The 24,997-nt window shown below is 65.7% G+C and carries 20 protein-coding genes and 3 pseudogenes; 9 read left to right on the top strand and 14 right to left on the bottom strand.

What is annotated here, in order from left to right; translation table 11 throughout:
• Window positions 1–27: 27 nt before the first annotated feature.
• From ACUXVA_RS20290 to ACUXVA_RS20275, 4 genes are read right to left on the bottom strand one after another with little or no spacing between them, the layout of a single operon-like run.
• On the bottom strand, window positions 28–1,272 hold the full coding sequence (locus ACUXVA_RS20290; RefSeq protein WP_445487754.1) for an MFS transporter: 1,245 nt from the start codon (window positions 1,270–1,272) through the stop codon (window positions 28–30).
• Entirely contained in the window at window positions 1,269–2,411 is a 1,143-nt protein-coding gene (locus tag ACUXVA_RS20285; RefSeq protein ID WP_445487752.1) for a zinc-binding dehydrogenase, read from the bottom strand. The genes ACUXVA_RS20290 and ACUXVA_RS20285 overlap by 4 nt, the downstream gene beginning before the upstream one ends.
• Before the next feature lie 54 nt (window positions 2,412–2,465).
• Window positions 2,466–3,053 (bottom strand): protein-S-isoprenylcysteine O-methyltransferase, encoded by a 588-nt coding sequence (locus ACUXVA_RS20280; protein WP_445487750.1) that lies wholly within the window; start codon window positions 3,051–3,053, stop codon window positions 2,466–2,468.
• Between the two features lie 18 nt (window positions 3,054–3,071).
• Window positions 3,072–4,169, bottom strand: a complete 1,098-nt coding sequence (locus ACUXVA_RS20275; protein WP_445487748.1) for a hypothetical protein — start codon at window positions 4,167–4,169, stop codon at window positions 3,072–3,074.
• A 404-nt stretch (window positions 4,170–4,573) separates the two neighbouring features.
• Between ACUXVA_RS20275 and ACUXVA_RS20270 the strand changes: the two genes are divergently transcribed.
• Window positions 4,574–5,251: a thioesterase domain-containing protein gene (locus ACUXVA_RS20270; protein ID WP_445487746.1), complete on the top strand. Its 678-nt coding sequence runs from the start codon at window positions 4,574–4,576 to the stop codon at window positions 5,249–5,251.
• Between the two features lie 42 nt (window positions 5,252–5,293).
• Here the strand turns inward: ACUXVA_RS20270 and ACUXVA_RS20265 are convergent, their stop codons facing one another.
• A complete protein-coding gene (locus tag ACUXVA_RS20265; RefSeq protein ID WP_445487744.1) occupies window positions 5,294–8,128 on the bottom strand; it encodes a glycoside hydrolase family 113 in 2,835 nt (944 codons plus the stop codon).
• On the opposite strand from ACUXVA_RS20265, the gene ACUXVA_RS20260 reads away from it, so the two are divergent.
• Window positions 8,127–8,357 (top strand): hypothetical protein, encoded by a 231-nt coding sequence (locus ACUXVA_RS20260; protein ID WP_265078709.1) that lies wholly within the window; start codon window positions 8,127–8,129, stop codon window positions 8,355–8,357. The genes ACUXVA_RS20265 and ACUXVA_RS20260 overlap by 2 nt on opposite strands.
• A gap of 27 nt (window positions 8,358–8,384) precedes the next feature.
• Here the strand turns inward: ACUXVA_RS20260 and eno are convergent.
• Window positions 8,385–9,669: pseudogene (eno, locus tag ACUXVA_RS20255) on the bottom strand (phosphopyruvate hydratase).
• A 130-nt stretch (window positions 9,670–9,799) separates the two neighbouring features.
• Between eno and queF the strand changes: the two are divergent.
• Together queF and ACUXVA_RS20245 are read left to right on the top strand one after the other, a co-directional pair.
• On the top strand, window positions 9,800–10,297 hold the full coding sequence (queF, locus tag ACUXVA_RS20250) for a preQ(1) synthase (protein ID WP_265078711.1): 498 nt from the start codon (window positions 9,800–9,802) through the stop codon (window positions 10,295–10,297).
• A 131-nt stretch (window positions 10,298–10,428) separates the two neighbouring features.
• Window positions 10,429–10,887 carry an NUDIX hydrolase gene (locus tag ACUXVA_RS20245; RefSeq protein WP_265078712.1) on the top strand — a complete coding sequence of 153 codons (459 nt, stop codon included), beginning with the start codon at window positions 10,429–10,431 and terminating at the stop codon, window positions 10,885–10,887.
• Window positions 10,888–10,917: 30 nt separating this feature from the next.
• Here ACUXVA_RS20245 and ACUXVA_RS20240 read toward each other — a convergent pair whose 3' ends face one another.
• The 3 genes and pseudogenes from ACUXVA_RS20240 to ACUXVA_RS20230 form a co-directional block, all read right to left on the bottom strand.
• Entirely contained in the window at window positions 10,918–12,102 is a 1,185-nt protein-coding gene (locus tag ACUXVA_RS20240) for an MFS transporter (RefSeq protein WP_445487741.1), read from the bottom strand.
• A 34-nt stretch (window positions 12,103–12,136) separates the two neighbouring features.
• Window positions 12,137–13,027, bottom strand: coding sequence for a 3-deoxy-8-phosphooctulonate synthase (gene kdsA / locus ACUXVA_RS20235; protein ID WP_445487739.1), 891 nt, complete (start codon window positions 13,025–13,027; stop codon window positions 12,137–12,139).
• Window positions 13,028–13,149: 122 nt separating this feature from the next.
• Window positions 13,150–13,477: pseudogene (locus tag ACUXVA_RS20230) on the bottom strand (NIPSNAP family protein).
• Between the two features lie 131 nt (window positions 13,478–13,608).
• Between ACUXVA_RS20230 and ACUXVA_RS20225 the strand changes: the two are divergent.
• Window positions 13,609–13,929 (top strand): PAAR domain-containing protein, encoded by a 321-nt coding sequence (locus tag ACUXVA_RS20225; RefSeq protein ID WP_265078716.1) that lies wholly within the window; start codon window positions 13,609–13,611, stop codon window positions 13,927–13,929.
• A 12-nt stretch (window positions 13,930–13,941) separates the two neighbouring features.
• A complete protein-coding gene (locus tag ACUXVA_RS20220; RefSeq protein ID WP_445487736.1) occupies window positions 13,942–16,635 on the top strand; it encodes a CHAT domain-containing protein in 2,694 nt (897 codons plus the stop codon).
• A gap of 8 nt (window positions 16,636–16,643) precedes the next feature.
• On the opposite strand, the gene ACUXVA_RS20215 is transcribed toward ACUXVA_RS20220, so the two are convergent.
• The 5 genes and pseudogenes from ACUXVA_RS20215 to ACUXVA_RS20195 form a co-directional block, all read right to left on the bottom strand.
• Window positions 16,644–18,275 carry a CTP synthase gene (locus ACUXVA_RS20215; protein ID WP_265078718.1) on the bottom strand — a complete coding sequence of 544 codons (1,632 nt, stop codon included), beginning with the start codon at window positions 18,273–18,275 and terminating at the stop codon, window positions 16,644–16,646.
• 168 nt (window positions 18,276–18,443) lie between these two features.
• Window positions 18,444–18,834: pseudogene (gene secG, locus ACUXVA_RS20210) on the bottom strand (preprotein translocase subunit SecG).
• Between the two features lie 151 nt (window positions 18,835–18,985).
• Complete coding sequence (tpiA, locus tag ACUXVA_RS20205; RefSeq protein WP_445487734.1) at window positions 18,986–19,741, bottom strand: triose-phosphate isomerase; 756 nt, start codon at window positions 19,739–19,741, stop codon at window positions 18,986–18,988.
• Window positions 19,742–19,807: 66 nt separating this feature from the next.
• Window positions 19,808–20,389, bottom strand: a complete 582-nt coding sequence (locus ACUXVA_RS20200) for a hypothetical protein (RefSeq protein ID WP_265078721.1) — start codon at window positions 20,387–20,389, stop codon at window positions 19,808–19,810.
• A gap of 28 nt (window positions 20,390–20,417) precedes the next feature.
• A complete protein-coding gene (locus ACUXVA_RS20195) occupies window positions 20,418–20,705 on the bottom strand; it encodes a hypothetical protein (protein ID WP_265078722.1) in 288 nt (95 codons plus the stop codon).
• A 225-nt stretch (window positions 20,706–20,930) separates the two neighbouring features.
• Here ACUXVA_RS20195 and ACUXVA_RS20190 point away from each other — a divergent pair, with 225 nt between their 5' ends.
• The 3 genes from ACUXVA_RS20190 (at window position 20,931) to trpC (ending at window position 24,852) form a co-directional block, all read left to right on the top strand.
• The gene (locus ACUXVA_RS20190; RefSeq protein WP_445487731.1) at window positions 20,931–22,841 is read left to right on the top strand and encodes a SurA N-terminal domain-containing protein; all 1,911 of its coding nucleotides are present in this window, start codon (window positions 20,931–20,933) and stop codon (window positions 22,839–22,841) included.
• A gap of 183 nt (window positions 22,842–23,024) precedes the next feature.
• On the top strand, window positions 23,025–24,038 hold the full coding sequence (gene trpD / locus ACUXVA_RS20185; protein ID WP_265078723.1) for an anthranilate phosphoribosyltransferase: 1,014 nt from the start codon (window positions 23,025–23,027) through the stop codon (window positions 24,036–24,038).
• A 16-nt stretch (window positions 24,039–24,054) separates the two neighbouring features.
• A complete protein-coding gene (gene trpC / locus ACUXVA_RS20180) occupies window positions 24,055–24,852 on the top strand; it encodes an indole-3-glycerol phosphate synthase TrpC (protein ID WP_445487728.1) in 798 nt (265 codons plus the stop codon).
• Window positions 24,853–24,997 lie beyond the last annotated feature (145 nt).

The raw sequence follows: 24,997 nt of genomic DNA, 5'->3' as shown, positions 1-24,997 counted from the left end.
CTCTCCCATCCCGTCGCCGGGCTTGCCCTACTCCAGCCGCTCCACGTCGCGGAGCGTCGGAAACAGCTTCATCCACAGCAGCGCCACCGCCACGGTCCCGATGCCGCCGAGCAGTGCTGCCGGCATGGTGCCGAACAATGCCGCAGTGACGCCACTTTCGAACTGGCCGAGCTGGTTCGACGCATTGATGAACAGGAAGTTGACCGCGCCGACCCGGCCGCGCATGTCGTCCGGCGTGGCGAGCTGCACCAACGAGATGCGGATCACCACGCTGACCGTATCGGCAGCGCCCATGATCAGCAGCGCGATCAGCGACAGCCAGACCAGTTGCGACACCGCGAACACCGCGGTGGCCAGGCCGAACACGATCACCGCCTGGAACATGCGCATGCCCACCCGGCGGTTGATGGTCCAGCGCGTCAGAACCACGGTCATCAGCAACGCCCCCACGGCGGGCGCGGCGCGCAAAATGCCGAGGCCCCAGGGGCCGGTCTGCAGGATGTCGCGAGCATAGATCGGCAGCAGCACAACAGCGCCGCCGAGCAGCACCGCGAACAGGTCGAGCGAGATGGTGCCGAGGATCGCCGGATTGCGGCGGACAAAGCCGACGCCGGCAAACAGCGCCCGAAAGCTCGGCGGTTCTTTTGCGACGATGGGCCGATCGAGCTTGATGGCATTGTTCAGCAGCCCGCCGATCACCCAGAACCCAGCCATCAGCGCATATGGCAGCCCCGTCGACAGGGCATAGGCGATGCCGCCCAGCGCCGGGCCGCAGATCATCGCCAGTTGGCCGGTGCCTGAGGTCAGCGCCGTGGCCTTCTGCAGCGTGCCCGCCGGCACCACGCCGGGCAGCAGCGCCGAACTCGCCGGACTTTCGAACGCCGTCGCCGCGCCGAACAGGCCGACAGCAACGAAGATCTCCGGCACCGTGATCCAGCCGCCATAGCTGCCCCACGCCAGATACAGCGCCACCAGCCCCTGCACGATCTGGCAGACCTGCACCACCATGCGGCGATCGTAGCGGTCGGCGGCGTGGCCGCCGGCGAACACCAGCAGCAGCATCGGCAGGAACTGGACCAGCCCGACCATGCCGAGCTGGAACGCGCTGCCGGTCATGTCATAGACCTGCCAGCCCACTGCGACCGCGGCTATCTGCGAGGAAAACCGCGAGAAGCAGCGTGACCAGACGTAGAACAGATACGGCGCATGGCGCAGCAATACGACGGAGCCAACCGGTTCGGCCGCATCCGCTGGTTGATCGAGAATGGTCATCCCGCCTTGTTCGGATTGATCAGGTACTTCGCACCGGTCGCACGCTTATTGTAAGCCTTGAGGATATCGAGCTGCAGCGCCTCCTGCAGCGAGATCACCTGCGTGTAGTGGCTGGCGAAGGTCGTCTTCAACTCGGCGGCGACGCGTTCGCGCAGCCGCTGCGCGTCGGCAGGGCCGATCTTCTGCAGGAACGGAAACAGCAGCCAGCCGCCCATGCTCCAGGCCATGCCGAAGGTCGGCGAAAACTCGATCGGCTTCGACTCCAGCCGGCCGTAGACGTAGACCTGCTTGTGGGTGGTCGAGCCGTAGCGGCTGTAGACCTTCATGGCCTTGACGGCCATGGCTTCCATGGCGGTGAGGATCTGGCCCTGCAGCTTGCCGCCGCCGGTGGCATCGAAGGCCAGCGTCGCGCCGGTGGCGACCAGCGCTTCGGTCAGGTCGTCCATGAAGCTCGGCGCGGTGGAATCGCAGACGTATTTCGCGCCGATGTCGCGCAGCAGCTTCTCCTGCTCGACGCTGCGCACGATGTTGACGAGGTCGATACCGTCCTTGAGGCAGATCCGGTTGAGCATCTGGCCAAGGTTCGACGCGGCAGCGGTGTGCACCAGCGCCGTGTGGCCCTCGCGGCGCATGGTCTCGACCATGCCGAGCGAGGTCAGCGGATTGACGAAGCACGATGCGCCCTCGGCAGGTGTGGTGCCCTCCGGCAGCGGGAGGCAATCGGCGGCCTTCATGGTGCGGTACTGCGCATACATGGCGCCGCCGATCATCGCCACGGTCTTGCCGAGCAGCGCCTGCGCCGCCTCGGACGCGCCGGCCTTGACCACCACGCCGGCGCCTTCGTTGCCCACCGCCATGGATTCATCGAAGCGCCCGGCCATGGCCTTCATGAACTGCACCGGCACCTTGGCCTTCACGACGGCCTCGTCGCCGCTGCCCGACGCCGTGGCGTTGGCGATGTCGGCGGGGCCGACCAGGAGCCCGATATCCGACGGATTGATCGGCGCCGCCTCGACGCGCACCAGCACCTCGTCCGCGCCGGGCTCGGCGATATCGACCCGCTTCAGCGACAATTCATAGTCGCCGGTCCTGGTGATCAGGGAGCGCAGCTCAAGTCCGGTGGTGTGATCAATGCTCATGTAGCCCTGCCCGCTTGCTGGATATTTGGAAGAAAAAATGAGTTCTGCCCGGCGTCAGTAGATGCCGGGGATGATGCGCTTGGTCTCGCGCATGTAGACGCGATAGTCCTCGCCGAAGGCTTCCGTCAACATCCGCTCCTCGAAGCCGATGCGGGCGAAGAACAGGATTGCGACGGCCACCAGGCCGCTCAAGGCCGCTACCGCGTTCGGCAGCAGGAACGCCTGCGCCAGCGCCCACAGCCAGAACGAGGCATACATGGGATGGCGGATCAGGCGATAGACGCCGGCGCGCACGATCTGGTGCTTTTCGCGAATCTCGAGGCTCGCCGACCATTGCCGGCCGAGGTCCTTGTGCGAACGCCGGAACAGCCACAGCGATGCGACATACACCAGCACGCCGATGGCCACGGCGGCATAGTTCAGGTCATAATTCAAAGCGCGCGGCCAGCCGGTGGCGAGATAGACCACGGGCACGACGAACAGGCCGACCGTGGCGACGCCGAGCAGAATCCGTTCGCGGCTCAAGCCATCGACGCGCACCGTCGCGGCCCGCCGGGCCCGCCGAGCATAGGGATAGCGGATCACGAACCACGCGACGGTCCCGACCGCCCAGACGATTTCTCCGAGGAGCGAGGCGGTCATCGTCGGCCGCCACAACGACTACGCGGCATTGACGGATACCCGGGGTAGCGGCGCGGTTTCCGCGGTAACAGGCGCGAACGGCAGCAGCGCGCCGTCGGCGCCGAAGCGGTCGAGGCCGCCCGCGGGCGCGGTGATTTCGTCGAAGGGCAGCGGACCGCAGATGATCATGCAGTAATCATAGAGCGCCCGCTGGTCGTTGCCCATCACCATCTGGTAATGCAGCCGCATGAAATTGAAGCGATGCCGCTTGAAGGCGTCCGGGCTCATCATGTTGTGCATCTGCACCCGCCGGATGTTCGGGCGGCCATCGCCGCGCTCGCGGCTGACGCGCTTCAGTGTCACGGGATCGAAGCGGTAGAAGCTGATGGCGTCATCGCGGGCGTGATATTCGGCCCAGCGGATCAACGGTTCATTGGCCACCGCCTGCGTGGCGGCGCGGACGCGGGTCCCGGCCGGATGCAGCGCGAATTTCGGGATCGTCGCGCCGACCGTGAGCACGCAAATGGCCGGGCCGCGGCGCGGCAGATCCGGATCGAGCTTGAGCGCGCGCGACACCGATTCCATCACCAGCGCGGCGCCGAGACAATGGCCGACGATGACGATTTCCTCGACATCAGCCTTCTGCGCCCGCGCCACGATCGCTGCGGCGAATTCGTCGACGCGGCGGTCCATCAACGGTCTCTGGCCGTAGACGAACTGCCGCGAGAAAATCCAGTCGTCGAACACGTGGTTGATCGGCTTCTTCCAGCCGTAGCGGTGCAGAAGGCCACCGAACACCGCGCCCGCCGCGACGATGCCTAGTCCCCAGGCAACTGCGCCATGCAGACCGAGCAGCCACGCAGAAGCGAAGCCCACGCCGGTGCCGGCGAGCAGGAATACGGTGACCCAGAGATAGGGGAACAGGAAGAAGCCGGCATATTTCCAGCTCGACAGCACGAAGCGGAACAAGGTGCCGGTCACGATCCAGTCGATCAGCGTCACCATCCCTGCTGCCAGCCGCGACGGCATGCTGCGCTGATGATCCATCAGGATCAGATCGTCCCAGCGCAACATCTCGTAGCTGATGACGGTGTTCCAGTTCGGTCCCGACGACTCGGCCTGCCAGGTCGCGCTCACCTGCGAACACTGCGGTTCCGACGAGGCGCGCGCGGTGACGCCCCACGTCTTCTGGAAACTGCTGAGCGAACGATGGAACCGACTTCAGCTGGGTGCCCGGCAAGATTGGATCGTAACCGCCGATATGAAAGACATGTCGCCGCGCGACCATTGCCCCGATTCTCCTCTTGGGCGTCACGCGCCAGACCGTGGCAAGCTTAGCAAATTTGCTGTCTGCCACAAACCGCACGAGCCGATTCATGCGTCATCATTCAGGTTTTTGTCACCAGCAAGTCACACTGGGGTTTTTTGCCCCCTTTTGCGTTCAAAAAGTCGAGATTGACGCGCTGTGGCGATTGACGACAGTTGCCAATGGCGGGAGATAGAAATCCGTTTCAAATGATTTCCGGGGAAAGAGTGCTGTGATGTCGACGAATCTGATGGGCACGAAACGACCGCCACTGCATGTCGTGGTCGGCTTTTTCATGATCTTCTGCTCGGTATTCGTGACATCGCTTGCGAGTTCCAGCGACGCCCAGGCTGCCGCCAAACGTCCGGGCCACGTCTATCTGTTGCGCGGCGTCCTCAACGTTTTCTCGCTGGGTATGGACCAACTCGCCTACAAGCTGCAGGCTGCCGGCGTATCCAGCTCCGTGCAGAACTACCTCGGCTGGCGAGGGCTGGCTGACGACATCATCGCGGCATACCGCAGCGGCAATCGCGAACCAATCATCCTGATGGGCCATTCGCTCGGCGCCGACGCCACCATCGATATTGCCCGCAAGCTGCAGGGCAGCGGCGTGCCGGTGGCGCTGATCGTCAACTTCGACCCGGTGAGCCCGGCCCCGGTGCCACCCAATGTCCGCCAGATCGTGAACTACTACGTTCCCGCCGGCTGGGGCCAGGCGGTCGCAGCCGACAAGCGCTTCAAGGGCAACCTCGCCAACGTCAACGAGGATGCGACCGACAACCACTTCTCCATCGACAAGTCGGAAAACCTGCATCGCAAGACCATCGCGAAGGTGCTGCAGGTCACCGGCGGCGCGCGCCGCGCCCCGAAAAAGCCCGCCAACGCCCAGGTCTCGGCCGCGCCGGCGCAGTAAGCAGGGTTGCCGCTGCTCGCGCGCTACGGCGCGCGAGCGCACTCAGACGATCAGCACGTCGTGCGACGTCAGCGGCATAACGACGCCGGTGAGCCTGATCGATGCATCGTGGCCGAGATCGATGATGGTATCCGTCCCCACCACGTGAACCGACAGGTGCTCGAGATCGGCGGCAATGCTCGACGCGATTTCGAGCACATCGCGGCCCGGCCCCTCGCCGGCCTTGAAGTTGTTGATGACGTCGTGCCCCGATGCCTCCCGGAACACGAACCTGTCGCCGCCGGCGCTATTCATGACGTCGCTGGCCGCAGTCGACGTCAACGTCACGTCCGGCGCATAGGCCGTCATGGTGTGACTGCCGTCATGGTTGTCGAAGACCGTCGAGAGCCGGTGCCCGGCGGCATCGAACCCGTCATGCCGCGCCGAATAGGCTTTCCCCTCGATCCCGAACGTATCGACATCACGGCTGCCGTCGGCATGACGGGTGGTCTCAATGGCAAGCGCGCCATCCAGCGCATATTTCGACTGCACAAACGAGCCGTCCTTCTGCATCACCGTCTGCTGGGTCATCTGCCCCCGGCTGTCATATTGATCCAGCGTGCGGACGCCATCGGCACTCACGGTCTGTTTCAGCGCCAGCGTGCCGTTGTCGTGGAACTGCTCGATCAGCGAACTGTGCCCCGCCGCATCGCGCACCGCGTGCTCCGACGTGTAATCCTTGCCGGTGATCCCAAAGCTATGAATGTCGCGCGAGCCATCGGCATGCCGGGTGATCTCGCCGGTTTCAAATCCGGTGGCATCGAATGTGAACTGCTGCCAAGCACCGTCGCCGTGGCTGGTCGCGAATTTGATCAGATGACCGCCAGCGTCATAGTCGGACGCGCTGACCGAACCGTCGCTGTTGACCACCTGCCGGAAGGCGAGATCGCCGTCGCCGAAGAAGCGTTCCACCAGCCTGGTATGGCCGGTGCCGTCGATGGCGATGTGTTCGGAGGCGTAGCTCTGCCCGACGATCGCGTCGTTATAGACGTCGCGCGTGCCGTCCGCATGGCGGACGGTTTCGCCGGTGACATGCCCCGCGCTGTCGGCGGCCTGGATCTGGTAGGTACTGGCAGCGTCGGTGGTCGCCGACGCCCGCGCGATGGTGCTGGTGTCGATCGCCATGTCCGCGAATTTCAGGACTTCGATGTTGCTGAGGCGATCGGTGCCATCACGGCCGGAGACCCGGTCGGTGACCACCGTGGTGCGACCGTCCAAGCTGATGCTGTAATCGCTGGCGACGCCCGAATAGACGGCCGTATCGGTCCCGGCACCGCCATCGATGGTGTCGTTGCCGCCGCCGCCGGTGATCACGTCATTGTCGCTGGCAGCGCCGACGAACCAGTCCTGATGCGCCGAGGTATCGAAGTTGATGGTGCGTACATAGAGATCGAACGTGCCCGGCGAGCTGGCATTGGTGCCCTGGCTCGGAACGAGCGCGACTCCGTTGACCGCAAAATCCTTGACGTGCAGCGCTCGGCCGGGCGCCGAATTCGCCAGCTCGATGGCGATGTTCGATATCTGCGCGGGATTGTCGAAGGTGACCGTATAGGTCTGGTATCCCTGGGGATCGGTAGCCGGGGTGAATTCCAGCAGTCCCGACACGGCGGTGCCGTTGACCAGGATCCGCGCTTGCGCGCCGACGCCGGCGACCACCGAGCCGTATCCCGTGATCGTCACCGTCGTTGTGGTGAGCCTGGCGATGGTGTCCGGGCCCCCGACAATGGTGTCGTTGCCCGCGCCGCCGCGGATCAAATCGCTACCCGGCCCGCCATGGATGGTGTCGTTGCCGCTTCCGGAGTCGATGATGTCAGCGACCACAGAACCTTCGACCGTCCGTCCGGGTATCGCGCCGTTGCCGTGGAAATACTGCGAGACCACATCCTGCGCAGGCTTGCCCTGCACCGAATAGCCGGTCGGTGAAACGTTGCCGTTGAGATCCCACTGCCAGAACTCGGCGCCCTTGAGCCAGCTGCCGCCCTGCGTGCTCCAGACCTGGAAGAAGGCGTTGTAGGCGTCGGCCTGCTCGGCGGCATCCGCCGGCGCCTTGGACGAACCGCCGCCGGGATTGATGGCCGTGCCGTCGATGCTGCGATAGCCCACCTCGCTCATCATCACCGGCTTGCCATAGTCCAGCGACAGCGAATGCAGGAAATCCACCGGGGATTTGTAGTTGAAGGCGGCGGCGTAATACGGATTGTACGGCACTTCGGTCCAGGCATGGACGAGGTCGGCCACCGTCGGCGTGGTGCTCGAGGTCAGCGGCGGATAGGTGTTGACGCTGATCGTATCGAGCTGGCTCCAGAAACTCACCTTGGAGGCCTCGTCGGTCGCGGCCGCGTAAGTCAGCTCACCGTGATAGACTTGGCGCACCGCCGATATCAGGTCGGTCCACTGGCCGAGATAGGCGGATCCCGACAGCTTGCTCATCTCGTTGCCGATGGCGAACGTCTTGACCCCGCCCTGCTCCGCAATGCCGGCCAAATGCACGATCTCCGCTCTGTAGGAGGCAAAGAAGGCATCGACGTCCGCGGGCTGCAGGCTGCTAGAAATCGTGCTGTCGAGGCCGGTGATCCCGGGCTTGAACGCGACCGACAGTCCCGCCGCATGGGCTGCCTGGAATCCGGCAAGCAGGCTGGCGTCGCTTTCGGTCTTGTCGGGATGGGCGATGACCGTGCTGCCGGTCTTGCTGTCGGTCCAGATCCGGACCGTCAATGCCACCGAATTGGAACCGAGCGATGCCATGTTCTGAAACGACTGCGCGGCGCCCGTGGTCGCGAACTGTCCATTGTACTCGGACAGCGCGCCAAAACCCTGAACCTGAAAAATGCCCGCCATGTTGCTCTCCACCATGCCTGGTGGAAGCGTGAAGCCTGAACGTGTTCATCGCGCGACCGCATCGCGGTATCACGATGAACGGCGCATATTAGTGCCGTTCATCGCACGGCACGATTGCAGCGATGCGCGCGATGCCACGGATGAGAGTGTGCAAAACGCAATCGTCGCCCGCTTGGGTAAGCGGGCGACGAGTTTTTATCGTTTGCCGTTCCCGGTTCGCTTGCGCTGATGCGCCTGCCCCGGAATGACGCTTCTGTTACGCCAGCGCCTTCAGCGCGGCGCGGCCGGCATACTTGGCCTGGGTGCCGAGTTCCTGCTCGATGCGCAGCAGCCGGTTGTACTTGGCGATGCGGTCGGAGCGCGACAGCGAGCCGGTCTTGATCTGTCCGCAGTTGCTGGCAACGGCGAGGTCGGCGATTGTGGAATCCTCGGTCTCGCCGGAGCGATGCGACATCACCGCGGTGTAGCCGGCCTTGTAGGCCATCTCGATGGCCGACTGCGTCTCGGTCAGGGTGCCGATCTGGTTGACCTTGATCAGGATCGAATTGGCGCGGCCGTTCTTGATGCCGTCGGCGAGGCGCGTGACGTTGGTGACGAACAGGTCGTCGCCGACCAGGCTGGCACTTCTTGCCGATCAGGTCGGTGAGTTCCTTCCAGCCGTCCATGTCGTCCTCGGACATGCCGTCCTCGATGGAGACGATCGGATAACGCGACGCCAGATCGGCCAGATACTTCGCCTGTTCCGAACCGCTGCGGGTCTTGTTCTCGCCGCCATAGACATAGGCGCCGTCCTTGAAGAATTCGGTGGCGGCGCAGTCGAGCGCCAGCATCACGTCCTTGCCGGCGCTGTAGCCGGCCTTGTTGATGGCGGCCATCACGAATTCCAGTGCCTCGTCGGCCGACTTCAGGTTCGGTGCGAAGCCGCCCTCGTCGCCCACATTGGTGTTGTGGCCGGCCTTCTTCAGCTCGCTCTTCAGCGTGTGGAAGATCTCGGCGCCGCAGCGCAGGCCCTCAGCGAACGAGGACGCGCCGACCGGCATGATCATGAATTCCTGGAAGTCGATCGGGTTGTCCGCATGCACGCCGCCATTGATGATGTTCATCATCGGCACCGGCAGGGTGCGCGCCGAGGTTCCACCGACATAGCGGTACAGCGGCATGCCGTAGGACTCGGCGGCGGCGCGGGCGACGGCCAGCGAGACGCCGAGAATGGCGTTGGCGCCGAGCCGGCTCTTGTTGGCGGTGCCGTCGAGACCGATCATGATCTCGTCGATCTGCACCTGCTGCTCGGCATCCATGCCGCCCAGCGCGTCGTAGATCTCACCATTGACGGCATCGACGGCCTTGAGAACGCCCTTGCCGAGATAGCGGCTCTTGTCGCCGTCGCGCAGTTCCACCGCTTCGTGGGCGCCGGTGGAAGCGCCCGACGGCACCGCGGCGCGGCCCAGCGAGCCGTCTTCCAGGATGACGTCGACTTCAACGGTCGGATTGCCGCGGCTGTCGAGAATTTCGCGGCCGATGATGTCGACGATGGCGGTCATGGGAGCCTCTTGGCGGTATGGGATGGACAGTTCGCGGGGTTCTACAGCAAGCGATCCGGCGGGAAAAGGCCGCGCAAGGTGACGGCGGCGCCGGGATTGGCTAAGAACCGCGCCAACGGAGACCCCCCTGATGTCCAAAACACCCCAAAAGGCGCCCGCCAAGGCCGCGTCCAAGCTCGACCCGTCCGGCCTGCAGCTCGGCCATGATGTGGCATGGCCGACCACCCCCGAGGACGCCAAGCTCGACCGAGTGCCCAATCCGCAGGCCGACACCAACTACGTGGTGCGCTTCACTGCGCCGGAATTCACCTCGCTGTGCCCGGTCACCGGCCAGCCGGATTTCGCCCATCTGATGATCGACTATGTGCCGGGCGACTGGCTGCTGGAGTCGAAATCGCTAAAACTCTACATCGCCTCGTTCCGCAACCATGGCGCGTTCCACGAGGACTGCACCGTGGCCATCGGCAAGCGCATCAGTGCCGCGGTCAAGCCGAAATGGCTGCGCATCGGCGGCTACTGGTATCCGCGTGGCGGCATCCCCATCGACGTATTCTGGCAGACCGGCAAGCTGCCCAAGGGCATGTGGATCCCCGAACAAGGCGTCGCCCCGTATCGCGGGCGGGGCTAAATTTCTGGATCTTGTGTCCCGGACGCGCTGCAGCCCTGCGATGCGAAGCATCGCTTGGCTTCACGCTGCTGCGCAGATCCGGGACCGTACCGAACGACCGCAATCTGGACGCCCTCGGTCCGGTGACATCGATGGAGCGCGAGATGAGACAACGCCCCTCTTCCCGGCTGCTCATCGTCGACCGCGGCGGGCGCGTGTTGCTGTTCCGCTACCTGCACAAAAAGGGACCGCTTGCCGGCCAGGATTTCTGGTCGACGCCCGGCGGCGGCGTTGAGGACGGCGAGACGTTCCAGCAGGCGGCTATCCGCGAGTTGAAAGAAGAAACCGGACTGACCCGCGAGTCCGTCGGCGAACCCGTGGCCGAGCGTGCGTTTGTCATGCAAATGCCCGATGGCGAATACGTCGAGGCGCAGGAGCAGTATTTTCTGGTGCCTTCCGACATCGCGGTATCGTCCCGCGACGGATGGACCAACCAAGAGGCCGACGTCATCGCCGACCACCGCTGGTGGTCAAAAGACGAACTGCGGCACACGACCTCGACGGTCTGGCCCGAAAACCTGCTGGAGATGCTGGACGGCGCCCGGCAATAGTAATCTCGAACCTCCTGCGACGTCCAAGCGCTACACCGCCGCGCTCTCTCGATCCGCCGGTCGGGTCGGCTTCAGCCATCGCGCGCAGGCAAAGCCGAGTGCCAGCATGACGGCAGCGGCAGCCAACAGGGTCGGTAATTTGCCGAGGTGAAGAAGGCCGAAGCCATAGGCGATCGGCCCCACCGTCTGGCCCATGAAGAAGCAGAAGGCATGCAGCGACATGGCGCTGGCGCGGGCTTCCTCCGACAGCTCGCTGGAGAAGATCTGAAGCGAACCATGGATCATGTAGAAGCCCCAGCCCATGAACAGGAGGCTAAGGGCCTGCGCCTGCCACGGCGGGCCGAAGGCGACGATGGCCAGTTGCAGCGCGATCACCGCGCCGCCTCCGATCATCATGCCGTTGACGCCGAGCCGTGGCAGCAGCCGCGAGATGCTGGCGGTATAGAAAAGTCCGCCGAAGGCGAAGCAGGCCAGCACCAGACCGGCGATCGACAGGCTGGTGACGCCGCGTTCGAACAGGAACGAGGCGATATAGGGAAACAGCCCGAGCACGCAGCAGCCTTCGATGAAGACGGCGCCGTAGACGAACCTGGTATTGGGATTGGCAAAGATGGTGCGATAGCCGGTGCGCAGCACGCGCAGGTCCACCTTGCCCGGTGGCTTCGCCAGCGCGGCGCCCTTGAAGCCGAACGAGACGGCGAACGAGGCGACGATGGCCAGCACGCCGAGCACGGCCAGCACGCCGCGCCAGCCCAGGAGATCGCCGATCACACCGGACGCGGTGGCGCCCAGCAGGTTGCCGGTCATGGCGCCGGCCAGCACCCGGCTGATGGCGATCTGGCGCTGGCCAGGCGCCACGAGGTCGCTGGTCAGGCTGAGCGTCACCGGGAACACGCCGCCGGCGCCGATGCCGCCGAGCACGCGGGTGGCGAGCAGCAATTCATAGGACGAGGTCAGCGCGCCCAGGATGTTGGCGATGCCGAGCAGCACCAGACACACCACCATCAGCCTCGCCTTGCCGAACAGGTCGGCGGCGGCGCCCAGCGCCGGCTGCACGATGGCGAAGGTGAAGGCCAGGGCCGACGACAGGCCGGCGGCGGTAGCGATGCTGACGCCGAGTTCGTCGGCCACATGCGGCAGCACCGGATCGAGCGCCCGCGTCGACAGCGCCGCGGCGAACGACGCCAGCGCGATGATGTTGAGCACCGGCGGCATCAGCGCGCCACCGGTGGCAGCGGGCTTGGCGGCATCAGTGCGATCCGGCCTTGAGGGTTTCCTTGGCCAGCGCGTCGAACGCCATCAGGTTGCGGACCAGCGCTTCGAAATCGCGCAGCGGCACCATGTTGGGGCCGTCGGAGGGCGCATGGTCGGGATCGGGATGGGTCTCGATGAACACACCGGCCACGCCGACCGCCACCGCGGCGCGCGCCAGCACCGGCACGAATTCGCGCTCGCCGCCCGAGGTGGTGCCCTTGCCGCCGGGCTGCTGCACCGAATGGGTGGCGTCGAAGATCACCGGCGCGCCGGTGGTGCGCGCCAGGATCGGCAGCGCCCGCATGTCCGACACCAGCGTGTTGTAGCCGAACGAGGCGCCGCGCTCGGTGACCAGCACCCGGTCATTGCCAGACGAGGTCAGCTTGGTCACCACATTGGCCATGTCCCACGGCGCCAGGAACTGGCCCTTCTTGACGTTGACCGCCTTGCCGGTGGCCGCCGCCGCCAGCAGCAGATCGGTCTGGCGGCACAGGAAGGCCGGGATCTGCAGCACGTCCACTGCCTCGGCTGCGCGCGCGCACTGGTCGATCTCGTGCACGTCGGTCAGCACCGGCAGGCCGAAGCTCTCGCGGACCTCGGCGAAAATCGGCAGCGCCTCATCGAGGCCGATGCCGCGGGCGCTGGACACGCTGGTGCGGTTGGCCTTGTCGAACGAGGTCTTGTAGACAAGGCCGATGCCGAGGCGGTCCGCGATCTCCTTCAGCGCCTGTGCGACTTCCAGCGCATGCGCCCGGCTCTCGAGCTGGCAAGGGCCGGCAATCACCGACAATGGCAGGGAATTGCCAAAGCGGACCTGGCCGAGGGTAACGACGGATGCGGCTGCGGACGGTGCGGTCAAAACGGTCTCCTTTTCGCGCGCGACCATGACCGCAGGACCGGGCGGGATGCAAGCCGGTTCGACCCCTTCCCGCCCGTCTGAATATCTGGGTTGCAGCAAAGCCGACCACCCAGACCATTCGAGCCGCGTTCAATCGGCTCTCGGCGGCGCTACTTCAGCGCCGAGAACGCCGTGGGCGCCAGCAGCCGGCTGACGATATTGCCGACGATCTGGCCGCTTTCCTCGGTCTTGGCGCGCGCCGAGATCCAGTCGGGATCGGACTGGAATGCGTTCCATTTCGTCTCGCGGTCGGCCATCGAGTCCCACGCCAGAATATAGGTCAGTTCCTGGTTGGATCTCGCCGATCAGCGTGGTGAAGAATCCGGTCTGCTTGATGCCGTGCTTGTCCCACAGCTTCAGCGTGGTGTTCTGGAAGCGGTTCAGCAGCGCCGGCAAGCGGCCAGGCAGACAGCGATAAACGCGCATTTCATAGATCATCAAATCGTTCCTCTCTTGAAGCGTTGGTTTGGTCACCGTGCAATCATGGCGCCATGCGACATCTGCCCTTGCCCGAGACCATTGAGGCTTACATCATGGCCGTCCCGACGCAAACCGAGCCGGAACCGACCATGCGCATGCCTAGCCTTCCCTTGCTGCTGTTGACGATTCTCACTGGACCGGTTGCGGCACAGCAGCCCGGCAAGATCACCTCCGGCGCTGACAGCGTCCTCGTCGACGGCAAGCCGGCGGCGCGGGTCGGCGACACCACCACCGACGGCAAGATCATCGAGGGCGCCAAGGGCGTCTATATCAACGGCAAGCCGGTGGCGGTGGTCGGAGGCAGCACCGATTGCGGCGGCAAGTCGATCACCGGCAGCCATGGCGTGTTCGTCAATGGCAAGCCAATGGCCCGCCTGGGCGACAGCACGTCCGGCTGCGCCGGCAAGTAAGGGCCGCCCGCGATGCCATTTTCCCTCCGGACTTTCCGGCTCACGCGCGCTTGTCTCCTTGCCCTCACCACGTCGGTCGTCGCGCTGTCCGCGCTGCCGCAGCTTGCCGACGCGCAGAACCGCATGGCGCCGAGCGAGCGCGAGCTCGCGGTGAAAATCCAGAGTGCATTCGACGCGCTGCAAGCCGGAAACTTCGACAGCGGCCGCGAGCGCTTGAAGAACGCGCTGCGCGAGGTGACCCAGAGCAGCTACCACGGCCTGACGATCAGGGCCTATCTCAACGCCGCCAGCGCGTACGAGCGGCGGCGCGATACCGCCACCGCCTCCGACCTGCTTGCGGAAGCGGCGAAGACCCGCGCCGCACGCGATGGCGGCCGCGATGCCGTGACCTTCTGGTTCGAATATGCTCGGTTCCTCGAACGATCCAACCAGTACGAAGCCGGCATCCCCGTTGCGATCGAGGCGCATAACCGGATGCGCGCCGAATACGGCCCCAATTCGGCCCAGGACATCGCCGGCAGCGACATCCTCGCCACGCTGCTGACCGACAACGGCGCGGTCGCATCGGGACTCAATCTCTCCGAACAGACCTATCTCAGCGCGCGCAAGGCGCTCGGAGATCGCGAACCGCTGACCTGGCGTACCGAGAACAATTATGCCGAGGCGTTGCGCATGGTCGGGCATCCCGACATTGCCAGCACCATCGACGCGCCGTTGCTGCGCAAGCGCATCGCGCATTACGGCCATGGCAGCATCCAGGCGCTGGTGAGCGCCAGCAATCTCGCGCTCGACCAGCTCGCCATGGGCAACGAGGCCGAGACGATGCAGGCGCTGCTGCTGCAGAAGCGCTGCGCCACAGAGCTCGCCGATCCCCGCTCGGAACACGTCAGGCAGGCCGACGTCTGGATCGCCTATGCCAAGGCCTATTTCCATCCGGAACGCCCGATGAGCCCCGGCGATCTGGAGGCCATGGCAGAGGTCAAGGACTGGAACGGCGCGCCCGATCTGTTGCGCATCAAGGCCGCACAACTGGCCGCCGACCAGTATGAGCGGCGCGGCGACACCGGGCGCGCGCTGGCGTTGCGCATCAACGCCTACCAGCGCGCGCAGACCACCATCGCGCGCCAGCATCCGATCACCTTCGATGCCCTGCTCGGCGTCGCCATGACGCGAATGGCGCGCGGCGACAGCGAGACCCTCGCGACCTTCCGCGACGTCGAGCAGCAGGCATTTCGCTGGATGCTGCGCGAGGTCGGCACCGCCGGCAATCGCTACGTCGCCGAGACCATGCGCAAGCTCGCCGACGACATCCTCTACGAATTCGGCCGCTATGCCCTGGTGGAGCCGGCCGCTGCCGTCGCCTATGCGGACGCCGTGACGCGCTGGAAGACCATGGAGGACGGCGAGCGCACGCTGCTGCGGCTGACCGCCGACCGCCTGCCCGACGACGGCACCCGGGCACTGGCGCACACGGTGCTGCGGCTGTCCGGCCAGCAGCAGGAACTGCTGTCATCGGGCAAGCTCGACACCGACGCCAGTGACGTGCTCCGGCGATTGCAGGACGCGCGGCAAGCGCTGGCGGCGCGCATGGGCGACAAGCCGCCGGCGGGACTGCAACTGCCATCGATCGAGGACAGGCTGCAGCGCGACGACGCGCTGGTCGATTTCTTTGTCAGCGGTCGCCGCAACCGTCTCAATCCGGCTCAGCCAAAGCCCGCAATGCGGCTGCAGGCCGTCATCCGCCGCCCCGCCACAGCCCCGGCGCTGGTCGATCTCGGCCCGCTCGATGACTTGCTGGCGAGCGATGCGGCCGCGCCCGATCGCGACAGGATCTTCTGCCGGCTGCACGACACCTTGCTGGGGCCGCTGAAGCCGCATCTCGCCGACGTCAAGCGGCTGTTCCTGGTGCCTGACGCCGACCTCTACAGCCTGCCCTTCGCCATGTTGCGCGATGCCTCGGGCCGCTATCTCGACGAGATCTATGACACCCACATCCTGACCCGCGCCGACGCCATCTTCTTTACCGACCAGGACACCCGGCTCACCCGGGGCAGCAAGGCGTTGCTGGTCGGCGGGCTGGATTATGCCGGCGCCGCCAATGCGCTGCCCTCGACCCGTACCGAGATCGACCATGTCGATGCCGATGTCAGGCGGCGGGGGCTCGACAGCGTGATGATGACCGGCAGCAACAGCGGCGAAGCCGAGATAAGACAGAAGGCACAGGGCGCAGCGGTGGTGCATCTCGCCACCCACGGCTTCTACAAGGCCGCGTCCGACCGCACCGATGCGATGTGGCGCAGCGGACTGCTGGCCTCGCGTCCCAATCTCGGCCGGCCGCCGCAGCGCGACGAAAATGACGGCGTGCTCTATGCCCGCGAGCTGATGGACTGGGACTTGTCGGCCGCCGATCTGGTAGTGCTGTCGGCCTGCCAGACGGCGCTGGGCGATCCCTCCCGGATCGGCAGCGTGCGCGGCATGCCCACCGCGCTGGCCATTGCCGGCGCCCGGCGCTCGCTGCTGACGCTGTGGGAAGTCAGCGACGAGGGCGTCGCCAACCTGATGGCACGGTTCTACCAGGTGCTGGCCGACGACGGCCTGGATTACGCCAGCGCGTTGCGCAAAGTGCGGATCGAAGCCATCCACGGCCAGATCAAGGCCGCCGAGGATCCCGCGGTATGGGCCGCGTTCGTGTTTTTCGAGAGCTGAGCCGTCGATCAGACCAGCCGGCTTTGCGCAGCCGCCGCCTTGATGAAGGATGCGAACAGCGGGTGCGGCTCGAACGGCCGCGACTTCAGTTCCGGATGGTACTGCACACCGATGAACCACGGATGGTTCTCATATTCGACGATCTCCGGCAGCACGCCGTCCGGCGACATGCCGGAGAACTTCAGGCCGTGCTGCTCGAGGCGATCCTTGTAGGCGGTGTTGACCTCGTAGCGATGGCGATGCCGTTCGGAAATCTCCAGAGCGCCGCCATACACTTCTGAGACCTTGCTGCCGGCCCGCAAAGCGGCCGGATAGGCGCCGAGCCGCATGGTGCCGCCGAGGTCGCCGGCATTGTGCCGCTTCTCGAGTTCGTTGCCGCGCAGCCATTCGGTCATCAGGCCGACCGCAGGCTCATCGGTGGGGCCGAACTCGGTGGAGTTGGCGTCCTTGATCCCGGCCAGATTGCGCGCCGCCTCGATCACCGCCATCTGCATGCCGAAACAGATGCCGAAATACGGCACCTTGCGCTCCCTGGCGAACTGCGCCGCGCGGATCTTGCCCTCGGCGCCGCGCTGGCCGAAACCGCCGGGCACCATGATGCCGTTGACGTGTTCGAGGAACGGCGCCGGGTCCTCGTTCTCGAATACCTCGCTCTCGATCCAGTCGAGGTTGACCTTCACCTTGTTGGCGATGCCGCCGTGAGACAGCGCCTCGGTCAGCGACTTGTAGGCGTCCTTCATGCCGGTGTACTTGCCGACGATGGCGATGGTCACCGCCCCCTCGGGGTTGCGCACCCGCTCGTTGATGTCGTGCCAGCTCTGCAGCGCCAGCGGCGCCTTCGGCGTCAGGCCGAATGCGGCCAGCACTTCGTCGTCGAGGCCGGCCTGGTGGTAGGCCTCGGGCACGGCGTAGATGTTGTCGACGTCGCGGGCCTCGATCACGGCGCTTTCGCGGACGTTGCAGAACAGGCCGAGCTTGCGGCGCTCTTCCTTGGGGATCTCGCGGTCGCAGCGGCACAGCAGGATGTCGGGCTGGATGCCGATCGAGCGCAGTTCCTTGACCGAATGCTGGGTCGGCTTGGTCTTCAGCTCGCCGGCGCTGGGGATGAACGGCAGCAGGGTCAGGTGCACATAGATGCACTGGCCGCGCGGCAGATCGTTCTTGATCTGGCGGATCGCCTCGAAGAACGGCAGGCCCTCGATGTCGCCCACGGTGCCGCCGATCTCGACCAGCACGAAGTCGTAGTCATCGTTGCTGTCGAGGATGAAGTCCTTGATGGCGTTGGTGACGTGCGGGATCACCTGGATGGTGGCGCCGAGATAGTCGCCGCGCCGCTCCTTGGTCAGGATGTCCTGGTAGATCCGGCCGGTGGTGATGTTGTCGGCCTTGGTGGCCGGCCGCCCGGTGAAGCGCTCGTAATGGCCGAGATCGAGATCGGTCTCGGCGCCGTCGTCGGTGACGAACACCTCGCCGTGCTGGTACGGCGACATCGTCCCGGGATCGAGGTTGAGATAGGGATCGAGCTTGCGAAGACGGACCTTGTAGCCCCGCGCCTGCAACAGGGCGCCGAGCGCCGCTGAAGCCAGACCTTTGCCGAGCGAGGAGACCACGCCGCCGGTGATGAATATGTACCGCGCCATGGGGTTCAACCTTTAAGGCTCAGCACCCGATTCGCAAAAACGAAATCGCAGCCAGAGACCGGAATTCGGCATGGCTGTGGGTGACTTGAAAATCGAAGTGAATGGAAGCTCTTGATGGCGGTTATTGATGCAGGACGGTAGCCCCCCGTCCTGCATGGCCGCCCTGCTTTACTGCGATCGCGGAGCCTGCGGGCCCGCGGGAGCTGCCGGCGCCTGCTGCTGATCGCTCTTGCGCAGCGAGATCAAGCAGCCCACCGGAGGTCGGCGGCGCCAACGGTGCGCCCGGCTGCGAGATCGGCGCCGAATCCGGAATGATCACGGAACTCGGCTTGCGCTCATAGGCGGCAAGCCACGACAGGAACATGCTGGTGATGAAGAACCCGGCCGCCAGGATACCGGTGGTGCGGGTCAGCAGGTTGGCAGTGCCACGGCTCGACATGAAGCCGCCGCCGCCACCGCCGCCGACGCCCAGGCCACCGCCCTCGGACTTCTGCAACAGCACCGCGGCGATCAGCGTCGCGACGATCATGAGGTGGATGACGATAATTACGCTTTGCATCGGGTCCTTCCATCAAGCTCGCTGCGCCGGGAAGCCGGCTGCGGCGGGAGCTTGCGGGGTTTGAAGTCGCGCGGTGTCTACACGATTGCACGGGGTATTGTCACCCCCCGCACGACCGCCGGCTCGTCGCCGATCATGTACGTTCAGTTACTTAAGGACACCCCGCCGCAATCGCCAGGAAATCGGCTGCCTTCAGGCTGGCGCCGCCGATCAGTGCGCCGTTCACATTGGCCACCGCCATCAGTTCCACAGCGTTGGACGGCTTCACCGAACCGCCATAAAGGATCCGCATCCGGACTCCTTCATCCTTTACGTGATCTGTGAGCTGATAGCGGATAAACTTATGAACTTGCTCAACATCCTCAACCGTCGGGGTGAGCCCGGTGCCGATCGCCCAGACCGGTTCGTAAGCGATGACGGTGTTGGCCGCGGTGGCACCGGCAGGCAAGGAACCGGCCAGTTGACTGCCGCAGATCGACAGGGCCTGGCCGGCGTCGCGCTGTGCCCGGGTCTCGCCGATGCAGATGATCGCCGTGAGCCCGGCGCGCCAGGCGGCTTCCGCCTTGCTGCGCACCACGGCATCGATTTCGCCATGGTCGGCGCGGCGTTCGGAGTGCCCGACGATGACAGCGGTCGCGCCGGCGTCGGCCAGCATTTCCGCCGAGAGGTCGCCGGTATGGGCGCCCGAGATCTTGGGATGGCAGTCCTGGGCGCCGACCCTGATGCGCGATCCGATCGCCACCGCGGCGAAGGTGTAGACCAGGGTTGCCGGCGGGCAGATCAGCAGATCGACCGTGCGCCAGAGATCGCCGACGCCGGCGGTCATCTGACCGAACTCGGCAGCGGAATCCTTCAACCCGTTCATCTTCCAGTTGCCGGCAATCAGCGGCCGAATGGCGTCAGTCATGGAACTACCCCGAAAACGATGGAACTGGCTTGCGCTAGCAGAGCAGCGGATGGCGCTCAAGGGACGTCAGGTGGCACCGCGCAGGCCGCGCTCATGCCTGATCTCGTCGGCGGTGAAATCCGGCGCAGCGGGATCGAACCGGGTCCAGCCGGCGGAGGTCAGGGCTTCCCGGCGCTTGACGATGTCCACCGAGGACGGATGCAGGATGGCCTCCAGCCTTTCCTTGTCGGCCGCGGCAACCCGGGCACTGACCAGGCTGCCGCCACGACGGATGCTCTCGGCGTAGACCTCGGCATCGTTCACGGCCACGCCGGCTTCCGCGATCATGCCGATCACGCCGCCGGCGGCGCCGACCGCCGCAGCGCCGGCCGCGGCTGCCGCCAGCCAGCCCACCGCCACCACCGGGCCGAGGCCGGGGATCGCCAGCAGGCCGAGGCCGGCGAGCAAACCGCCAAAGCCGCCAAAGCCGGCGCCGATGGCCGCGCCCTTGCCGGCCCCCGCGGCGTAGTCCGGCGCGTACCATTTGTCGGCATTGTTGGCGATCAGGCTGATGTCGGCCTCATCGACCCCGGCATCGCGCAGATTGGCGGCCGCCTGCTGGGCCGCCGCGAAGTCGTCGAACAGCCGTGAAATTGTGACCTTGCTCATCGGATCAATCCTTGGATCGGGGCTTGTGTCATTCCGGATTGGCCGAGACGTTGCCCTTGTAATCGACGCTGATGCGCACCTTCACCGTGCCGTTCCTGGCAGTACCGCGCCAGACACCCTGACTGTCGTTCACCAGCGGCGATACGTCGGAAAAGCCGCGCGATTCGATGAGCTTGCGGGCCTGCGGCTCGGCAAAGCTGTTGGCGCCCGGCAGCGGCGCGGTCGCATTGTTGGCGGGGGCTGGCGCCTGCGCCAGGGCCGGGCCGGCCAGCGCTAGGCCCAGAAACAGCAATCCCGATCGCAATATCGTCTGCATCTAAGCTCCCCGGCGACCGACAGGCCTGCGCCGGAAGAAGGCCGCGGCGGTCAAAAAGTTCCATTTGCCGCCATTCGGGCAGCCAGTCCGCTTCAATCCGTCCACCGCGGCGCGGTTGCGAGCGGGCGACGGCCACTTTATGGTGCATCTCCAACTTGGCGACGCCCTTTTGCGGATTCCGCTGCAGGTGCGAGCCGGTCCCCTCCTGACAAATAAGATGACCCCATGCTTCGAGGAATACGCAAAGCCTCAACCAACTGGCTCGGCAAGACCATTATGAGCGTCGTGATGGGCGTGCTGATCCTCAGCTTCGCGGTGTGGGGAATCGCCGACATCTTCAAGGGCTATGGCCAGTCCTCGCTGGCCAAGATCGGCAGCACCGAAATCTCCACCGAACAGTTCCGCCAGCTTTATACCGACAAGCTGCAGCAGATCGGCCGGCAGTTCGGCCGCCCCCTGACCTCGGAGCAGGCCCGCGCCTTCGGCCTCGACCGCCAGGTACTGCAGCAGGTGATCGCCGAAGCTGCGCTCGACGAGGACGCCCGCCGCAAGGGGCTTGGCGTGTCCGATGCCGAGGTGATGCGCCAGATCACTGCCGACCCGAACTTCAAGGGCTCCACCGGGGCCTTCGACGGCGCCCGCTTCCAGCAGTTGATCCGCTCGCTCGGCTACACCGAGCAGCGCTACATCGCCGAGCAGCGCAAGGTCTCGTTGCGCCGGCAGATCGCCGGCACCGTAACAGGCGGCGCCGAACCGCCGAAAACGATGCTGGAGGCGCTGTCCCGGTTCCAGAACGAGCAGCGCACCATCGAATACGTCAAGCTCGACACCGCCCAGGCTGGTACCGTCGAGGCGCCCTCGCCCGAGGCGCTGGCGGCCTATTTCGAGGATCGCAAGACCCAGTTCCGTGCGCCCGAATACCGCAAGATCGCCTTCGTGGTGATGACCCCCGAGGAAATGGCCAAGTGGTCGGTGGTCTCCGACGACGACGCCAAAAAGGCGTTCGAGTCCAGCAAGGCCCGGATGTCGACGCCCGAGCAGCGCCAGCTCTCGCAGATGGTGTTTCCGTCGCTCGCCGAGGCGCAGGCCGCCCGCGCCAAATTGAGCCCGACCTTCACCTTCGAGGACCTTGCCAAGGAACGCGGCATGACGCCGGCCGATCTCGATCTCGGCATGGTGGCCAAGGCCGGCATCATCGATCCCACCGTGGCCGATGCGGCGTTCGCGCTGGCGCCGGACAGCATCAGCGAGCCCGTGCAGGGCCGCTTCGGCACTGTGCTGGTGAAGGTCGGCAAGATCCAGCCCGGCACGGAGCCGAGCTATGACAGCGTCGCCGCCACCGTGAAGCGCGACCTCGCCATCGAGCGGGCCCGCGCCGCGGTCGCCGACATGCACAACAAGATGGAAGACGAGCGCGGCGGCGGTTCAAGCGTGATCGAAGCCGCCAAGAAACTCGGCCTGACCGCGGTGACCGTCGAAGCGGTCGACCGATCCGGCCGCACCCCGGACGGCCAGCCGGTGGCCGGCCTCCCGGTCGGCACCGACCTCGTATCGCAGGCCTTTGCCAGCAATGTCGGCGTCGACAACGACGCGCTGCAGGTCGGCGGCGGCTATGTCTGGTTCGATGTGCTCGGCGTAACCCCGTCGCACGATCGCACTCTCGACGAGGTCAAGGACCAGGTGGTGGCGCGCTGGCGCGACGACCAGATCGCCGGCCGGCTGCGCAGCAAGGCCGCGGAGCTGGTCGAGAAGCTCGGTCCTGCCGCAAAATTCGCCGACGTGGCGGCGGCAGCCGGCGTCAAACTGGAGACCTCGGCGCCGTTCAAGCGCGACGCCACCGTGCCCGGCCTGTCGGGCGGCGTGGTCGAGGCCGCGTTCCGCAGCGCCAAGGATGCCGCCGGCAGCGCCCAGGGCGCCAGCTCCGCCGAATGGATCGTCTACCGGGTCACCGACATAACGGCGCCGGCGCTCGACATGGCCTCGGACGAAGCCAAGAAGCTGAAGGAGACCCTGCAGCGCGGCCTCACCGACGAGCAGGTGGCGCAGTATGTCGGCAAGATCGAATCCGAGATCGGCACCCGCATCAACCAGGAAGCCTTCGCGCTTGCCACGGGTGCGGGCACCAACACGAACTGAAGCTTGAAATAAGTCTCGGATCGCGAGACATACACTGCCTCATCCTGAGGAGCGGCCTTGGATGAAGCAATTGCTCCACCCAAGGCCGCGTCTCGAAGGATGGCGTTCCAGCTCATGGTTCGAGACGCGCGCCGTTGGCGCGCTCCTCACCATGAGGGTCCCGCACCATTCTGAAAGCATGTGATGGATAATCTCAGGGCAATCATCGGCAAGGTCGCCACCGGCGCCACGCTGTCGCGCGATGAATCATCCGCTGCGTTCGACAGCATGATGTCGGGCGAGGCCACCCCGTCCCAGATGGGCGGGCTGCTGATGGCGCTGCGGGTACGCGGCGAGACTGTCGACGAGATCACCGGCGCGGTGTCGGCGATGCGCAGCAAGATGCTGACCGTGACCGCCCCCGCCGGCGCGGTCGACGTGGTCGGCACCGGCGGCGACGGCTCCGGCTCGGTCAATGTCTCCACCTGCGCGTCGTTCATCGTCGCGGGGGCCGGCGTGCCGGTGGCCAAGCATGGCAACCGCGCGCTGTCGTCGAAATCCGGCGCCGCCGACGTGCTGGCCGCGCTGGGCATCAAGATCGACATCACGCCTGAGCAGGTCGGCCGCTGCATCCAGCAAACCGGCATCGGCTTCATGTTTGCGCCGACCCATCATCCGGCCATGAAGAACGTCGGCCCGACCCGGGTCGAACTGGCCACCCGCACCATCTTCAACCTGCTCGGGCCGCTGTCCAATCCCGCCGGCGTCACCCGGCAGATGGTTGGCGTGTTCTCGCGGCAATGGGTGCAGCCTTTGGCGCAGGTGCTGAAGAACCTCGGCTCCGAAAGCGCCTGGGTGGTGCACGGCTCCGACGGCCTCGACGAGATCACGCTGACCGGCCCGACCTTCGTGGCGGCGCTGGAAAACGGCAACATCCGCACCTTCGAGGTGACCCCCGAAGAAGCCGGCCTGCCCCGCGCCCATGGCGACGCGCTGAAGGGCGGCGATGCCCAGGCCAATGCGGTGGCGCTGCAAAGCGTGCTCGACGGCAAGCCGGGCGCGTTCCGCGATGTCGCATTGCTGAACGCCGCGGCGGCGCTGATCGTCGCCGGCAAGGCCAAGGACCTCAAGGAAGGCGTCGCGCTCGGGCAGAAGTCGCTCGACAGCGGCGCGGCGCTGCAGAAGATGAAGCACCTGGTCACCGTCTCCAACGCCTGAGCGTGAAGGAATATTCGTGTCCGACATCCTGACCAAGATCGAGGCCTATAAGCGCGAGGAGATCGCGGCAGCGAAGCGCGCGCATCCGCTCGCCGAGATCGACGCACGGGCCAAAGCCGCTTCGCCGCCGCGCGGCTTCATGACCGCGCTCTATGCGCAGCTCGACAAGGGCAACTACGCGCTGATCGCCGAGATCAAGAAGGCCTCGCCGTCCAAGGGTCTGATCCGCGCCGACTTCGATCCACCGGCTCTGGCAAAAGCCTACGAGCTCGGTGGCGCCGCCTGCCTCTCGGTGCTGACCGATACGCCGTCGTTCCAGGGCCACCTGGATTTCATGGTCGCCGCCCGCGATGCCGTGAAGCTGCCGGTGCTGCGCAAGGATTTCATGTTCGACACCTATCAGGTGGTGGAAGCCCGCGCCCACGGCGCCGACTGCATCCTGATCATCATGGCTGCGCTCGACGATGCCACGGCACGCGACATCGAGGACGCCGCCATCGACCACGGCATGGACGTGCTGCTGGAAGTGCACGACCAGAAGGAGCTTGAGCGCGCGCTGAACCTGCGGTCGCCGATGATCGGCGTCAACAACCGCAACCTGCGCACCTTCGAGACCTCGCTCGCCACCAGCGAGCTGCTGGCGCCGATGATTCCGAAGGACCGGCTGATGGTCGGCGAAAGCGGCGTGTTCACGCCCGAGGATTGCGCCCGCCTCGCGCGCGTCGGCATCTCCACCTTCCTGGTCGGCGAAAGCCTGATGCGCCAGAGCGACGTCGCAGCAGCGACCAGGGCGCTGTTGAAGCGCGCGGCGTAAGGTCGTGGGCCCAACGGGCAGCGCGCTGCTTGCTTACCCTCCCCTTGAGGGGGAGGGTCGATTGCGCAGCGATCGGGGTGGGGTGACAGGGCCGGCGAGCGATCGACGACAGCGCCACACGCGACGATTTCACCCCACCCCGGAG

It is taken from the genome of Rhodopseudomonas sp. RCAM05734, from assembly GCF_052658035.1.
This window is presented reverse-complemented; position numbering and strand designations above follow the sequence as displayed.